Source organism: Pseudomonas helleri, assembly GCF_001043025.1.
GTDB lineage: Bacteria > Pseudomonadota > Gammaproteobacteria > Pseudomonadales > Pseudomonadaceae > Aquipseudomonas > Aquipseudomonas helleri.
In genome coordinates this window covers 256,941-273,242 of the sequence record NZ_JYLD01000001.1, presented here as the reverse complement: position 1 = coordinate 273,242, position 16,302 = coordinate 256,941, and the positions used below count along the sequence as shown (strand labels likewise).

General features: G+C 59.3%; 9 protein-coding genes. 4 read left to right on the top strand and 5 right to left on the bottom strand.

All coding sequences use genetic code 11. The features are described 5' to 3' along the window. The first annotated feature begins 18 nt into the window (after window positions 1-18). The 3 genes from putP (at window position 19) to TU84_RS01130 (ending at window position 3,011) form a co-directional block, all read left to right on the top strand. Window positions 19-1,506: a sodium/proline symporter PutP gene (gene putP / locus TU84_RS01140; protein WP_048366662.1), complete on the top strand. Its 1,488-nt coding sequence runs from the start codon at window positions 19-21 to the stop codon at window positions 1,504-1,506. A 238-nt stretch (window positions 1,507-1,744) separates the two neighbouring features. After that, window positions 1,745-2,086 (top strand): hypothetical protein, encoded by a 342-nt coding sequence (locus TU84_RS01135; RefSeq protein WP_048366661.1) that lies wholly within the window; start codon window positions 1,745-1,747, stop codon window positions 2,084-2,086. An 88-nt stretch (window positions 2,087-2,174) separates the two neighbouring features. Continuing rightward, on the top strand, window positions 2,175-3,011 hold the full coding sequence (locus TU84_RS01130) for a 23S rRNA (adenine(2030)-N(6))-methyltransferase RlmJ (protein ID WP_048366660.1): 837 nt from the start codon (window positions 2,175-2,177) through the stop codon (window positions 3,009-3,011). Between the two features lie 108 nt (window positions 3,012-3,119). Here the strand turns inward: TU84_RS01130 and msrA are convergent, their stop codons facing one another. The 5 genes from msrA to aceE all read right to left on the bottom strand — a co-directional run bounded on the left by msrA (window position 3,120) and on the right by aceE (window position 12,785). Next, window positions 3,120-3,767, bottom strand: coding sequence for a peptide-methionine (S)-S-oxide reductase MsrA (gene msrA / locus TU84_RS01125; protein WP_048366659.1), 648 nt, complete (start codon window positions 3,765-3,767; stop codon window positions 3,120-3,122). A gap of 67 nt (window positions 3,768-3,834) precedes the next feature. Continuing rightward, window positions 3,835-6,528: a sensor domain-containing phosphodiesterase gene (locus tag TU84_RS01120; protein WP_048366658.1), complete on the bottom strand. Its 2,694-nt coding sequence runs from the start codon at window positions 6,526-6,528 to the stop codon at window positions 3,835-3,837. A gap of 186 nt (window positions 6,529-6,714) precedes the next feature. Beyond that, window positions 6,715-8,103 carry an alkaline phosphatase D family protein gene (locus tag TU84_RS01115; RefSeq protein ID WP_048366657.1) on the bottom strand — a complete coding sequence of 463 codons (1,389 nt, stop codon included), beginning with the start codon at window positions 8,101-8,103 and terminating at the stop codon, window positions 6,715-6,717. 378 nt (window positions 8,104-8,481) lie between these two features. After that, complete coding sequence (aceF, locus tag TU84_RS01110; RefSeq protein WP_048366656.1) at window positions 8,482-10,128, bottom strand: dihydrolipoyllysine-residue acetyltransferase; 1,647 nt, start codon at window positions 10,126-10,128, stop codon at window positions 8,482-8,484. A gap of 11 nt (window positions 10,129-10,139) precedes the next feature. Further along, the gene (gene aceE / locus TU84_RS01105) at window positions 10,140-12,785 is read right to left on the bottom strand and encodes a pyruvate dehydrogenase (acetyl-transferring), homodimeric type (protein WP_048366655.1); all 2,646 of its coding nucleotides are present in this window, start codon (window positions 12,783-12,785) and stop codon (window positions 10,140-10,142) included. A gap of 384 nt (window positions 12,786-13,169) precedes the next feature. Here aceE and glnE point away from each other — a divergent pair, with 384 nt between their 5' ends. Then, window positions 13,170-16,112, top strand: a complete 2,943-nt coding sequence (gene glnE / locus TU84_RS01100) for a bifunctional [glutamate--ammonia ligase]-adenylyl-L-tyrosine phosphorylase/[glutamate--ammonia-ligase] adenylyltransferase (RefSeq protein ID WP_048366654.1) — start codon at window positions 13,170-13,172, stop codon at window positions 16,110-16,112. Window positions 16,113-16,302: the final 190 nt, after the last annotated feature.

The window sequence follows — 16,302 nt, the reverse complement described above, 5'->3', positions numbered from 1 at the left end:
ATGCCAGGGCTTAATGCAATGAGTGTAAGTAACCCAACCCTGATCACGTTCGTGATCTATATCGCGGCAATGGTGCTGATTGGCTTTATGGCTTATCGCTCCACCAATAACCTGTCGGACTACATTCTCGGCGGTCGCAGCCTGGGCAGCGTGGTCACCGCGTTGTCCGCTGGCGCCTCTGACATGAGCGGCTGGCTGCTGATGGGCTTGCCGGGTGCCATTTACATGTCCGGCCTGTCCGAAAGCTGGATTGCCATCGGCCTGGTGGTCGGTGCGTATTTGAACTGGCTGTTTGTGGCCGGACGCCTGCGGGTGCAGACCGAGCACAACGGTGATGCGCTGACCTTGCCGGACTACTTTGCCAGCCGTTTCGAAGACAAAAGCGGGCTGCTGCGGATTATCTCGGCGGTGGTGATTCTGGTGTTCTTCACCATTTACTGCGCGTCGGGCGTGGTGGCCGGTGCACGTCTGTTCGAAAGCACCTTTGGCATGTCGTACGAAACAGCCCTGTGGGCCGGTGCTGCGGCGACTATTGCCTACACCTTCGTCGGCGGCTTTTTGGCGGTGAGCTGGACAGACACTGTGCAAGCCACCCTGATGATTTTTGCGCTGATCCTCACGCCGATCATCGTATTGCTGGCAACCGGTGGCGTTGATACCACGTTCCTTGCGATCGAAGCCAAGGACCCGGCCAACTTTGACATGCTCAAAGGCACTTCCTTTATTGGCATCATCTCGCTGATGGGCTGGGGCCTGGGCTACTTTGGCCAGCCGCACATTCTGGCGCGCTTCATGGCCGCCGATTCGGTGAAGTCGATCGCCAACGCACGTCGCATCTCCATGACCTGGATGATCCTGTGCCTGGTCGGCACCGTTGCCGTCGGCTTCTTCGGTATTGCTTACTTCTCGGCGCACCCGGAAGTGGCGGGCCCGGTCAACGAAAACCCTGAGCGGGTGTTTATCGAGCTGGCCAAGCTGCTGTTCAACCCGTGGATTGCCGGTGTCTTGCTGTCGGCCATCCTGGCGGCGGTGATGAGTACCTTGAGCTGCCAGTTGCTGGTGTGCTCCAGCGCCCTGACAGAAGACTTCTACAAATCCTTCCTGCGTAAAAATGCCTCCCAGACCGAGTTGGTGTGGGTCGGTCGCGCCATGGTGCTGCTGGTGGCCGTGGTTGCCATCATGCTGGCGTCTAACCCGGACAACCGCGTGCTGGGCCTGGTGAGCTATGCGTGGGCAGGCTTCGGTGCTGCGTTTGGCCCGGTGGTGCTGATCTCGGTACTGTGGAAAGGTATGACCCGCAATGGCGCGCTGTCCGGTATTTTGGTCGGGGCCATCACGGTGATCGTCTGGAAACACTTCAGTTTGCTGGGGCTGTACGAAATCATCCCGGGCTTCATCTTCGCCAGCATCGCCATTTTGGTGGTCAGCGCCATGGGCCAAGGCCCAAGCAAGAAGATGGTCGAGCGCTTCGAAGCGGCTGAGAATGACTTCAAACTGCACCACTGAGTTCAGTGAGTTGCGACCCACCTAGTGGGTAACAGACAACGGCCCGTTTCCCATGGAACGGGCCGTTTTTATTGGGGCTCGCTTAAGACATGGCATTGCGCGTGGGATTAACAGCGTGTTCTGCCCGGAGGTTTCTCATTTGTGAAGCGGGTTCTTCTGAAGCGTAAATGGCCTGCTCCAGACGTATTAACCTTGGTTAAGCGCTCACTGATGAGTGCCTCAATCAAGGATGACAACCATGCGTAAAAAGATTTTCCTCGGGCACATCTCCGCTCGGGACTTGCCCTTCTCATTTCAAAGCCACTATCACTGGATTATTTCGGTGTACGCCCGCAAGCCGGGTGGTGTAGAGCGCCTGCTGCTCGAAACGCACGGCTATTACGCCATTCCGGCACCCTGGACGTTCGCCTTTCACGTCGATGACGATGAGTCGCCGGAGCCCGTTGAAGCCCATCAAATCCGCGTGCAAGTGCTGGACAAGGACGAACTGATTGCAGATGCCAGCGAGCAGTTCGCGATTGACTGGGTGGCGAGCGAGGTCAGCGTGCATAACCTGGTATTGGTGCCGCGAGCGATTTGAGCAAGGCACCGTCTGGCGTGGAGCGTGGCTTAACCCCTGACGTTATTCGCTGCACAGGGTAAACTTCGCTCCCTGCGCAGGAGCAACCATGAACTATCGTCACGCCTTCCACGCCGGTAACCACGCCGACGTTCTTAAACATATCGTCTTGACCCGCCTCATCGCGTTGATGTCGCGCAAAGAGCAGCCTTTTGCTTACCTCGATACCCACGCCGGGCTGGGTTTGTATGACCTTCAAGGCGATCAGGCCACGCGCACGGGCGAGTACCTGGAAGGCGTCGCACGCTTGTGGGGCAGAAAAGACCTGCCCGCGATGACTGCGGACTACATGCAGGTGTTGCACAAGATGAACCCGGACGGGCAATTGCGTTACTACCCGGGTTCGCCTGAACTGGCACGTCGCACCACCCGTGCGCACGACCGCGTGTTGCTCAACGAAAAACACCCTGAAGACGGTGTGATGCTCAAGGCCAACATGAAGGGCGACCGTCGTGTGGCGGTGCACTTGGGCGAAGGCTGGCACGTACCGCGTGCGTTGCTGCCCGTGGCCGAAAAACGTGCGGTGATGCTGATTGACCCGCCGTTTGAAAAGCTCGACGAAATGCAGCGTTGCGTGGAGTCGTTAAAAGACGCCATCAGCCGCATGCGTCAGACCGTTGTAGCGATCTGGTACCCGATCAAGGACAAGCGCCAACTGCGTCGTTTTTATCAGGACCTGGCCGCCTCCGGCGCTCCGAAGTTGTTGCAGGTCGAGTTGTTTGTGCACCCGCTGGACACCCCCAACAGCCTGAACGGCTCGGGCCTGGCGATCGCCAACCCGCCTTGGGGTCTGGAAGAAGAACTGCGCGAACTGCTGCCATGGCTGGCCAAAACACTGGGCCAAACCCAGGGTGGCTGGCAGATGGAATGGATAATCGCTGAGTAACGATCACCTCACCTTGTAGGAGCAGCCGGTCGACGCTCGATTGCCTCGCGATCTTTTAAAGATCAAAAGATCGCGAGGCAAGCTCGCTCCTACAGGAGGTGTGTGGGGTCAGATAGGGCAGGTCACGCCTGTGCCGCCGATGCCGCAGTAGCCTTGCGGGTTTTTTGCCAGGTATTGCTGGTGGTACGCCTCGGCGAAGTAGACCGTTGGGGCTTCTGCGATTTCGGTAGTAATGGTGCCCACGCCTGCTTTGGTCAATTCAGCCTGGTAGGCCGCTTTGCTGGCCTCGGCCGCTGCCAGTTGCTCTGGCGTGGTGCAGTAGATCACCGAGCGGTATTGGGTGCCGATGTCGTTGCCCTGGCGCATGCCCTGGGTCGGGTTGTGCAGTTCCCAGAACATTTTCAGCAGGTCTTCGTATTTCACTTTTGCTTGGTCGTACACCACCAGCACCACTTCGGTGTGGCCGGTCAGGCCCGAGCAGACTTCTTCATAGGTCGGGTTGGGGGTAAAGCCTCCGGCGTAACCCACCACCGTGCTGACCACGCCGGGTACTTGCCAGAACTTGCGTTCTGCGCCCCAGAAGCAACCCAAACCAAAGATCGCAAAACCGACGTCGTCCAGAAACGGGCCCAGCAACGGGTTGCCATTGACGAAGTGGGTTTCGGGCAGTTGCATCGGTGTTTCGCGGCCCGGCAGGGCTTGTTCTTGAGTGGGTAGCACGTTTTTATTCACCAGGATTTCCGAGCGCAAGACCATGTTTCATGTCCTCTCAGTCAGATTGCAGGAAGTTAGAACAGCAGTGTGCCCGAGTGCTGCGTCGCTGTCAGGTCAGCGGTCCGCGCGGGTAGCGTTTAAGTGCGCGTTGCAGCTCGGCACCGGGGATCGGCCGGTCGAACAGGTAGCCCTGGCCCACGTCGCAGCGGTGGCGGCGCAAGAAGGCCAGTTGGGCGGCGGTCTCGATGCCTTCGGCCACCACTTTAAGCTTAAGGTTATGGGCCATGGCAATCACCGCTGAGGTGATTTCCATGTCGTTTTGGTTGTCGGGGATGTCTTTGATAAAGCTGCGGTCGATTTTGATGATGTCGATCGGGAATTTCTTCAAGTAGCTGAGTGAGGAGTACCCGGTGCCAAAGTCGTCCATGGCCAGGGTCAGGCCTAGTTCCTTGAGCTGATCCAGTTGCAGGCGGGTGTCGTCTGTGGCTTCCAGCAGCAGGCCTTCGGTCAGTTCCAGTTCAAGCAGCGCCGGGGGCAGGTGTTCTTCCTTGAGGATGCTGGCAATCGAGGCGACCAGATCCGGGTCCGAAAACTGCTTGGGCGACAGGTTGATCGCCACCTGCAAGTTGCCAAACCCGGCCGCACTCAGTTGCTTGCTCATGCGGCAGGCCTGGCGCGCGACCCACTTGCCAATGGGGATGATCAGCCCGGTTTCTTCCGCGACGCTGATGAACTGGTCGGGGCGGATCATGCCTTTTTCCGGGTGATCCCAGCGCAGCAGGGCTTCCATGCCTAGCAACCGCCCTGTGCGTAAACACAGCTTGGGTTGGTAGAACACATCCAGCTCGTTTTGGGTCAGGGCGCGGCGCAGGTTGTTTTCGACGAACAGCTTATAGCTGGCCTCGGCGTTCAAGGTTTCGGTGAACACCTGCACCTGATGCTTGCCGTTGGCTTTGGCCTTGTGCAGCGCCAGCCCGGCGTTACGCATCAAGGTCTGTGGGTCGAGCCCGTGCAGGGGCGCGCAGGCCACGCCGACAGAGCCGGTGACGCTGATCAACTGGTTATCGACGAACATCGGTTTGTCGAGGGTCATCAGCAACTGGCTGGCGGTTTGCTGGCCGATTTCGAGGGTGGCGTTGTCCAGCAGCACGGCAAATTCGTTACTGGCAAAGCGGGCCAGATTATCTTCGGGGTTCAGGCTGTTGCGCAGGCGGCGCGCCAGGCTGATCAAGAGCTTGTCGCCGGTCTGGTGGCCGAGGCTGTCGTTGATCCGCTTGAAGTTGTCGATGTCCACCAGTAACAGGCACACCTTGGTAGCGCTGTCATGGGTGAACCGCTGATCGAGGTTGCGGATAAACGCCGGGCGGTTGCCAAGGCCGGTCAGGTTGTCGGTGTAGGCCAGGCGTTCGATCCGCTGTTGCGCCAGCTTGGCCTCGGTGATGTCTTCGTAAATACCGATGTAGTGGGTCAGTTCGCGGTTGTCGCCATAGACCTTCGAGATCGACATCTGACCCCAGTAGGGCTCCAGGTTTTTACGCCGGCTCTTGAACTCACCTTGCCAGCTATTACCCTTGCTCAAGCTTGAGTGCGCATCGAACAGCAGGTCGCTGAGGTTCTCCAGCGCCAGCAGTTCAGACAGCTTGTGGCCCTGGACTTCTTCGGCGCTGTATTGGGTGATGGCGGTGAAGCTCGGATTGACGTACTCGACCACGCCGTCGCAATTGACCAGCAAAAAGGCATTGGCACTTTGCTCGACGGCCCGCTGAAACAGGTGCAGGGCGTTAGTGGCAGCGCGCCGGTTGTGGTTGTTGATGACTTGCGCGAACTGGTCGGCCAACTCGCCGGCAAAGGCGATTTCATCGGCTTGCCAGGCCCGCGTCTTGCCGGTCTGTTCAAGGCACAACACGCCAATCACCTGGCCGTCGATGCGAATGCTGGCATCGAGCATGGCGTTGGTGTCGTGGCGGTTCAGGCAGGCTGCCAGTTCCCGGGTGCGCGGGTCGCGGTTGGCGTTTTGCGCGTCGATGGAGCGGCTGGTGTGCAGGGCGTCGAGGTAGTCCGGGAACAGGCTGATGTCGATGGCGTCTTGCGCCACATACGCCTGGCTTTCGCGCTGAAACGCCGAAATCGGCAGCATGCGGTGGCCGTCGAGGGTCCACAGGCTGGCAGCGTCCAGTTGGTAAATGTCGCAAGCGCTGCGGGTGATCAGTTCGGCGGCTTCTTGCAGCGAGTTGTGCTGGCTGTAGCGGTGGCGGGCCAGACGCAGGATCAAGTCCTGTTGGGCGCGCACACGTTCAAGGTGTTGCAGTTGTTCTTGCTGGGCGCGCTGGTTGAGTTCCAGAGCGATGTGCAACCGGCTGTTTTGTGTTTCCAGCTCTGCGACCGGGGCCAGCGCGGTGCTGCTGACCGTGCCCTCTACTACCAGCACATAACCGCGCAACAGCTGGCGGTTGTGTTGCTTGTAGGCCTCGCCCACTTCCATCAGGTTCAGCGCCCCCAGAGGCGTGTGCAGGGTGTAATGCACCACATAGTGGGGGCTGGCGCGCAGTTGCAGCGCAATCGCGTCATGTAAGCGATAGCGCGCTTTGGGCTCCATCAGGCTGGCGTAGGGCGAGCCGACCAGTGCACACAGCTCAGTGGCGGGCAACCCGACGTAGCGCTCGCAGCCTGGGTCGAGGTAAAGCAAGGCCCAGCTGGCTTCATTAAGCCGCTCGAAACGCAGCATCCCGAGCCGCGAGGGCACGGGTAACTGCGTCACGACCTCGGCTGCCGTTCGCAGGGCAGCATCGGATTGGCTTTTCATTGGGGTACTCGCTTCACACTTGCGGATGGCATCAGGGCTCAACCCCTGTTCCTGCGGTCTGCGGCAAGGTTGCATCATGCGTACTGAGCTGACAAGTGAACATGATTGACATCACCCACTTGAAGGTTAGCGCCGCAACGTCAGGATGCAACAGGCTGGCGATCGCTGGTTTCAGTTTTATGACTGTTATTTCAATGCAATCGTCACCGACTCAAGCACCCGACCCTTAGGGTTATAAAAGTCGACCTGCAAGTGCTGCCCGGTGAGGGTCAGGCAGGCGAAGTTATCTTCGCTGACCATGGCGCTGGTCAATGCGGGGGAATAATAGCCTTGCCCATCACTGGCCAGCGGGGTATTGAGCAGCAGATTACTGGCCTTCGCGTACGGTAACAGCCTGCTATTGCACAGCGGTGACGAGACGATGCCGTGCACCACAAAGTCAGGGTCTTCGCTGTGGGTGAGTGAGCAGGTCAAAGAACCGTGGATGTCGCCGCTGACAAACATCACGTTTTTAACGGCGTTGGCGCGGATGACTTCCAGCAGGCGCAAGCGTTGTGCGGCAAATGACTTCCAACCGTCATCGCCATGGCTTTTTTGATCGGGCATGAACATCACGCTGCTGACGATGAACTTCACTTTGGCGGTGCTGTTTTTCACCCATTTGTGAAGGGCGTTTTCTTGCTCGACGCCGATCATCCTGCGGTCAGTGCCGGTTAACACGCGCTCGGTGCGACAGTCCATGACAAACCAGTCGGTGTCGCCATCGGCAAAGGTGTACCAGTATTTCTCTACGCTGCGGTTGATGCACCCGTCTGTGAGCAGGTCGTGGGCGGGGCCGTGGCTGCACTGGAAGGTTTCGTAGGCGCGAATGGCATTGCTGTAGAGCTCGTCGTCCTGGTGGCTGCGACTTGCAGGCCAGTTATCTTCGATCTCATGGTCGTCGAGGATCATGTACGTCGGGGTGCTGGCCATGAGCTGGCGGATGTGCGGCTGTGAAAACGCTGCCCGGTATTTGCGCGAGATGTCTGCGTACTCCCGGTCGGGGGCGAAGATGTTCATGTCATCGACGTACACCTGATCCCCGATCATCAGCACGCCATCAAGCGGGGCGCTGGCGTTCAGGTTGCTGATAGCCTTGAAGATCTTGTCGCCCAGTTCTGGCCGCGAAGGGGTGTTTAGTGTGAGCCGCAGGTAGCGGCATGAGCCTACAACGTAGCGATGCGTGCGGTTTCGTTTGGGGGAGGCAGATTTAAATCGGTAGATCGTTGAGGGCCATTCCAGCGCTATGTGTTTGACGGTGTCCGGAGTGTGGTCAAGGTAAGTGGTTCTGAACCAGCCTGCCTGGTATTCGTAGGGGGTGTCTGCGCTCAGCCCGCGCAGGACCAGGGTGTCAGACATGTCATAAGTGCCACTGAGCTTCGAATAGAGGCCGGCAGACCATTGCTGCGTGCCCGCTTTACGGTAGCGAACAGCGGCAAAAACGGCATTTTCAGCATCGGCAGCGCCACGGATAAAAATGCGCGCTTGCTCTGAGGTGGTGTAGCCCACTATGGGGCCAACGGTGGGTGTGTCCATGTCGAAATCCTTTTTGATAAGTGGCGATCCCTGTCGCCGCGGTTAAGTCCTTTCATTAACCGTAGAGGGGGGCAGAGGGATCTTCGCCTCTCAACATCAGCGGGCTTCGTAGTGCCGGGGTGTTGTGTGGTGAGGGAATTTTCTGGTTACAGAATCAAGAACCTGGCGCGCACCTGCTTGTGTGTAGGAGCTGCCGCAGGCTGCGATCTTTTGATCTTCAACGTCAAAAGATCGCAGCCTGCGGCAGCTCCTACGAGGATATTGGTGAGTGTTCAGGCAAAAAAAAGCCCCGCTTATTGGGCGGGGTTGAGGTACGAGCGTGGCGCTCGGAAAACAGTGCGCTATCCCGGCCTTCGGTGAGGAAGGCCGGGACGTGGCTTACAGCAAGATGGTGCGGATGTCGCCCAGCAACTGGCTCAGACGCTGGGTGAAGCGTGCAGCTGCAGCGCCGTTGATCACACGGTGATCGTAGGACAGCGACAGTGGCAGCATCAGCTTCGGCTGGAAGGCTTTGCCGTCCCAGACTGGCTGCATGGTTGCCTTGGACACGCCCAAGATCGCCACTTCCGGTGCGTTGACGATCGGCGTGAAGCCGGTGCCGCCAATGTGACCCAAGCTGGAAATGGTGAAGCAAGCGCCCTGCATGTCGTCAGCGGTGAGCTTCTTGTCACGGGCTTTGGCAGCCAGTGCAGCGGCTTCACCTGCCAGTTGCAGCAGGCTCTTCTGATCAACGTTCTTGATCACCGGCACCAGCAAGCCGTCCGGGGTGTCTACGGCGAAGCCGATGTGTACATACTTCTTGCGGATGATCGCTTTGCCGCTTGGCGCCAGCGAGCTGTTGAAGTCTGGCAGTTCCTTGAGCAGGTGTGCGCAGGCTTTGAGCAGCAGCGGCAGGACGGTCAGTTTCACACCGGCTTTTTCTGCGACGGCTTTTTGCGCAACGCGGAAAGCTTCCAGCTCGGTGATGTCAGCCTGGTCGAACTGAGTCACGTGCGGGATGTTCAGCCAGCTGCGGTGCAGGCTCGACGCGCCGATTTGCATCAGGCGGGTCATGGCCACTTCTTCAACTTCACCGAAACGGCTGAAGTCGACTGTCGGGATCGGCGGAATGCCTGCGCCGCCAGTTGCAGCGCCGGCAGCCGGAGCTTCCTTGGCCTTCTGCAGAGCGGTTTTGACGTAAGCCTGTACGTCTTCTTTCAAGACGCGACCGTGTGGGCCACTTGGGCTCACCGCGTTCAGCTCTACACCAAACTCACGGGCCAGTTGACGCACGGCAGGGCCGGCGTGAACTTTGGCACCGCTTGGCGCAGGGGCAGCCGCCGGTGCCGGAGCAGGGGCCGCTTCAGCCTTGGCAGCCGGCGCAGGAGCCGCCGCCGGTGCTTCAGCTTTGGCCGCCGGAGCTGGCGCCGCTTGTGCAGGCGCGGCTGGCGCAGCAGCGCCCGCCACTTTCAGCTTGAGGATGAAGTCGCCAGTGCCCACTTCGTCGTCCAGCTTGACGGCAATGCTTTCCACCACGCCTGCGGCAGGCGACGGGATTTCCATGCTGGCCTTGTCGGATTCAAGGGTGATCAGCGATTGATCAGCCTCAACGGTGTCGCCAGCCTTGACCAGAATCTCGATGATTTTGGCTTTGCCCGACGAACCGATGTCCGGCACGTGGATGTCTTGAACCGACTCGCTTGCCGGTGCTGCAGCCGGTGCCGCAGGGGCCTCGGCGGCAGGGGCAGCCGCTGGCTTTTCAGCCGCCGCTGCCGGCGCCGGTGCGGCCGCTTCAGGGGCAGGTGCAGCGCCGCCTTCAGCTTCCAGCTCAAGCAGTTCGTCGCCTTCTTTCAAGCGGTCGCCCAGCTTTACTTTCAGGCTTTTGACGATACCGGCTTTAGGCGCAGGGATTTCCATGCTCGCCTTGTCCGATTCCAGCGTCAGAATGCTCTGATCAGCTTCGACACGGTCACCGACCTTTACAAACAGTTCGATGACTTCACCGTCACCGCTGCCGATGTCAGGTACTCGAATGAGTTCGCTCACAAAAATTCTCCTCAGCAGTCCAGTGGGTTGCGTTTTTCCGGGTTGATACCGAACTTGACGATAGCGTCTGCAATCACCTTAGGTTCGATTTCACCACGGTCAGCCAGGGCTTCCAGGGCTGCCAACACCACGAAGTGACGGTCTACTTCAAAGAAGTGACGCAGTTTTTTGCGGCTGTCGCTGCGGCCGAAACCGTCAGTGCCCAGCACTTTGAATTCCTTGACCGGTACCCACTGACGAATCTGCTCAGCGAACAGCTTCATGTAGTCGGTAGAAGCAATGACCGGACCTTTACGGCCAGTCAGGCACTCTTCAACGAAGGTGCGCTGTGGCTTCTGGCCAGGGTGCAGACGGTTGTGACGCTCAACGGCCAGGCCGTCGCGACGCAGTTCGTTGAAGCTGGTAACGCTCCATACGTCAGCGCCGACGTTGAACTCTTCACGCAGGATTTTCGCCGCTTCACGCACTTCACGCAGGATGGTGCCGGAGCCCATCAGTTGTACGTGGTGAGCCGCTTCCTTGGTGTCTTCTTCCAGCAGGTACATCCCTTTGACGATGCCTTCTTCAACACCGGCCGGCATGGCAGGTTGCTGGTAAGACTCGTTCATCACGGTGATGTAGTAGAAGACGTCCTGTTGCTCTTCGGTCATCTTCTTCATGCCGTCCTGAATGATCACCGCCAGCTCATAGCCGTAGGTTGGGTCATAGGTGCGGCAGTTCGGGATGGTCGCGGCCAGGATGTGGCTGTGACCGTCTTCGTGTTGCAGGCCTTCACCGTTGAGCGTGGTACGCCCGGCGGTGCCGCCGATCAGGAAGCCACGGGTGCGGCTGTCGCCAGCGGCCCAGGCCAGGTCGCCAATACGCTGGAAGCCGAACATCGAGTAGAAGATGTAGAACGGCAGCATTGGCTGGTTGTGGTTCGAGTACGAAGTACCGGCCGCGATGAAGGAGCTCATGGCGCCTGCTTCGTTGATGCCTTCTTCGAGGATCTGGCCCTTTTTGTCTTCCTTGTAGAACATCACCTGGTCTTTATCGACTGGCTCGTAGAGCTGGCCGACGGAGGAGTAGATGCCCAACTGACGGAACATGCCTTCCATACCGAAGGTACGGGCTTCGTCCGGGATGATCGGTACGATGCGCTGACCGATGTCCTTGTCCTTCACCAGCTGTGCGAGGATGCGCACGAACGCCATGGTGGTGGAAATTTCACGGTCGCCGGAACCGTCAAGGATGGCCTTGAGAGTGTCCAGTGGCGGGGTCGGAATGCTCAGGCTCTTGGCACGACGCTGAGGCACGAAACCGCCCAGTGCAGTGCGACGCTCGCTCAGGTAGCGGGCTTCGGCGCTGCCTTCTTCCGGTTTGAAGAATGGCAGGGACTCGATGTCTTCGTCTTTGACCGGGATGTCGAAACGGTCACGGAACAACTTCAGGCTGTCGACATCGACTTTCTTGGTGTTGTGCGCCGTGTTTTTCGCTTCGCCAGCGCCAGTGCCGTAACCCTTGATGGTCTTGGCCAAGATGACGGTTGGCTGGTCTTTGTGGTTGACCGCTTCGTGGTACGCCGCGTAGACCTTGTACGGGTCGTGGCCGCCACGGTTGAGTTTCCAGATCTCGTCGTCGGACAAGTCAGCAACCATCGCCTTGAGTTCTGGCGTGTTGAAGAAGTGTTCACGTACGAACGCGCCGTCTTTGGCTTTGTAGTTCTGGTACTCGCCGTCGATGACTTCGTCCATGCGACGTTGCAGGATGCCGTCGACGTCTTTGGCCAGCAGTGGGTCCCAGAAACGGCCCCAGATGACCTTGGTCACGTTCCACTGAGCACCGCGGAACACGCCTTCGAGTTCCTGGATGATCTTGCCGTTGCCGCGAACCGGGCCGTCGAGGCGCTGCAGGTTGCAGTTGATGACGAAGATCAGGTTGTCGAGGTTTTCGCGGCCAGCCAGGGAGATGGCGCCCAGGGATTCCGGCTCGTCACACTCGCCGTCGCCCAGGAAACACCAGACTTTTTGCTTGCCTGCAGGGATGTAGCCACGCGATTCCAGGTACTTCATGAAGCGCGCCTGGTAGATCGCCTGGATCGGGCCAAGGCCCATAGATACCGTCGGGAACTGCCAGAAATCAGGCATCAGCCAAGGGTGCGGGTAGGACGACAGGCCCTGACCGTCGACTTCCTGGCGGAAGTTGTTCATTTGTTCTTCGCTGATGCGACCTTCCATGAACGCACGGGCGTAAACGCCTGGCGAGGTGTGACCCTGGAAGTAGATCAGGTCGCCGCCGTGTTCTTCGGTCGGGGCCTGGAAGAAGTAGTTGAAGCCGATGTCATACAGGGTTGCGCTGGAAGCGAAGCTGGAGATATGACCGCCCAGGTCAGAATCTTTCAAGTTCGTGCGCATAACCATAGCCATGGCGTTCCAGCGTACCAGCGAGCGAATGCGGCGTTCCATGAACAGGTCGCCAGGCATGCGTGCTTCGTGGGTAACAGGAATCGTGTTGCGGTATGGAGTCGTGATGGCGTACGGGAGTTGCGAACCGGTGCGAGTAGCGAGCTCACCCATACGGGTCATCAGATAGTGAGCACGGTCTTCGCCTTCTTTGTCGAGAACCGATTCCAGGGCGTCCAGCCATTCCTGGGTTTCGACGGGATCGAGGTCTTGCATGGCTTGCTCCAGGGCGGAAAGGCTTCCAGAATCGGTTGCCTGAGTTTGCGACTGGCCTTGTGGGCAGACGACATAAATTCTTGGATGACCGGAAGGTTGATTCCGGCGTCGTGTAGTTTTACTACAAATCGTTGCTCATTTCAGCCTTTCGAGTGTTTGACTCAGTAGTAAAACTACAGGGAAGCCTTCGAAGGTCACCTGTTGGGTTGTGCGATAAATCGATATTGTTGGTTCTGTGTTTGGTGTTTGGCCGTTGTGACAATGTTTTTTTGCTAAAGAATCACGTTTTTAAGCTATTTATAACCTTTGTTCGACAGTCGGGTTTAACCGCTGTTTCTTCCAGTCACCGTACTCGGCAATACCATCGCCGATCAAGGATAGACCATGAGCCTTCCCTCGCTTGCCGCAATCCCCTCCCTTTTATTGCCCCTTGCCAGCCGCGCCGAGCAGTCCTGGCGCAGTGCCGTGGCCGGTCTGGAAGGCGAGCAGGGACTCGACGAATGGTCGTCTGAACGCTGGTCAGACTTTGCCCGGGTGAGTGCGGCGAGCGACTTCTTTATTGAACAGGTGTTACGTGACCCTTTGATGTTGCTGGAACTGGTGAGCTGGGGTGAGCTGGACCGCAGCTTCGCCCCCGGCGAGTTGTGCGGGCAGATTGCCGAAGCCGCCCAGCAGGCACAAACCGACGAAGAGCTGGGTCGTGCCCTGCGCCGCCAACGCACGCGCCAGCAAGTGCGGATTATCTGGCGTGATTTGACCCGCCAGGCCGACCTGATAGAAACCTGTCGCGATTTGTCGGACATGGCCGATGCGAGCATCGATCAAGCCTACCGCTGGCTGTATGAGCGCCATTGCCAGCAGTTCGGCACGCCCATCGGGCACCGTAGCGGCGAGCCGCAACCGATGGTGATTTTGGGCATGGGCAAGCTCGGCGCCGTCGAGCTTAACCTGTCCTCGGACATCGACCTGATTTTCGCCTACCCCGAGGGCGGCGAAACCGTTGGCGCCAAGCGCCCGCTGGACAACCAGGAGTTCTTTATTCGCCTGGGTCAGCGCTTGATCAAGGCGCTGGACCCGATGACCGTCGACGGGTTTGTGTTTCGCGTTGACATGCGCCTGCGCCCGTACGGCTCGTCGGGCGCGCTGGTGCTGAGCTTTAACGCGCTGGAGCAGTATTACCAGGACCAGGGCCGCGACTGGGAACGCTACGCGATGATCAAGGCGCGGGTGGTGGCCGGTGATCAAGTGATGGGCGCGCAGTTGCTGGAGATGCTGCGCCCATTTGTCTATCGGCGTTACCTGGACTTCTCGGCCATCGAAGCGCTGCGCACCATGAAGCAGTTGATCCAGCAAGAAGTACGGCGCAAAGGCATGGCCGACAACATCAAGCTGGGCGCGGGCGGCATTCGTGAAGTCGAGTTTATTGCCCAGGCGTTCCAGTTGATCCACGGCGGGCGCGACCTCAGCCTGCAACAGCGGCCGCTGCTTAAAGTACTGAGCATCCTTGAGGGGCAAGGCTACCTGCCGGCTGCGGTGGTCAATGAGTTGCGCGAAGGCTACGAGTTTTTGCGTTACACCGAGCACGCGATCCAGGCCATTGCCGACCGCCAGACGCAAATGCTCCCGGACGGCGAGCAAGATCAGGCGCGTATCGCCTTTATGATGGGCTTTGACACGTGGGCGCAGTTCCATGAGCAACTGATGGCGTGGCGCGGGCGTATCGACTGGCATTTCCGTCAGGTGATTGCCGACCCGGACGAGGAAGAAGACCTCGACGAAGGCGAACTGATCGTCGGCGGCGAGTGGTTGCCGTTGTGGGAAGAAGTCCAGGACGACGCAGCAGCCTGTGCGCAACTAGAAGAAGCCGGGTTTGTCGATGCGCCCAAAGCCTTGAAACAATTGGCCAACCTGCGCTCCAGCCCGCAGTTGCGCGCCATGCAGCGTTTGGGGCGTGAGCGTCTGGATGCGTTTATCCCGCGTTTGCTGGCGCAGGCGGTGGAGCATGCCAACCCGGACCTGGTGCTGGAGCGCGTATTGCCGCTGGTTGAGGCCGTGGCCCGCCGTTCGGCCTATCTGGTGTTGCTGACCGAAAACCCGGACGCGCTGCGCCGCCTGCTGACCTTGTGCGCGGCCAGCCCGTGGATTGCCGAGCAAATCACCCGCTTCCCGCTGTTGCTTGATGAGTTGCTCAACGAAGGGCGCCTGTTCAAGCCACCGTTGGCGCCCGAGTTGGCCGCCGAGTTGCGCGAGCGACTCACGCGCATCCCCGAGGACGACCTTGAACAGCAGATGGAAGCGCTGCGTAACTTCAAGCTGGCGCACCGCCTGCGGGTGGCGGCCTCAGAAATCGCCGGTAGCTTGCCGCTGATGAAGGTCAGCGATTACCTGACCTGGCTGGCCGAGGCGATTCTGGAGCAAGTGCTGGCCCTGGCCTGGCGCCAAACCGTGGCCAAGTACGGCACGCCGCAGCGGGCGGACGGCAGCCTGTGCGACCCCGGCTTTATTATTGTGGGCTACGGCAAAGTCGGCGGGATCGAGCTGGGGCACGGCTCGGACCTGGATCTGGTGTTTATCCATGACGGCGACCCCAACGCCGAAACCGACGGTGCCAAGCCCATCGACAGCGCGCAGTTCTTCACCCGGCTGGGCCAGCGGATCATCCATTTGCTCACTGCCCAAACCAACTCCGGCCAGCTCTATGAAGTCGACATGCGCCTGCGTCCGTCAGGCGCTTCCGGGTTGTTGGTCAGCTCGCTCGGAGCGTTTGAGCGCTATCAACAGAACGAAGCCTGGACCTGGGAACATCAGGCGCTGGTGCGGGCGCGGGTGCTGGTGGGCTGCCAACAGGTCGGCGCGGCCTTTGAAGCTGTTCGGGCGCAGGTGTTGGGCCGCGAGCGTGACTTGCCGAAGCTGCGTCAGGAGGTCAGCGAGATGCGCGCCAAAATGCGCGACAACCTGGGCACCCGGCTGACCGCTGCCGGGACGGGGGAGAATGCCTTCGAGGCCACGGTGCCGTTCGACCTCAAGCAGGACGCCGGAGGTATCGTCGATATTGAATTTATGGTGCAATACGCGGCCCTGGCGTGGTCCAGGGAACACCCGGAACTGCTGCGCTATACCGATAACATCCGCATTCTTGAAGGGCTGGAACAGGCCGGGCTGATGCCCGCCAGCGATGCCAGCCTGTTGCGTGAGGCGTACAAAGCCTTCCGCGCCGTTGCCCACCGCCAGGCCTTGCAAAAGGAAGCCGGGGTGGTCAGCGGCGACCAATTGGTGGAAGCGCGACGCGATGTTCGGCGTATATGGGCGCAACTGGGCTTGAGCTAAGCTACGGCTAGCAATTACAGCGGGGAGGCAAGCGTCTGAAGCCGTCAGTAACGTGAACGCGGTCTTTGTAGGAGCGAGCTTGCCTCGCGATCTTTTGATCTTTAAAAGATCGCGAGGCAAGCTCGCTCCTACAGTTGAGTGTTCTGGCTGACGAGCATCAGGCCACTGCCTCCCTTGCTTGTTTATGGAA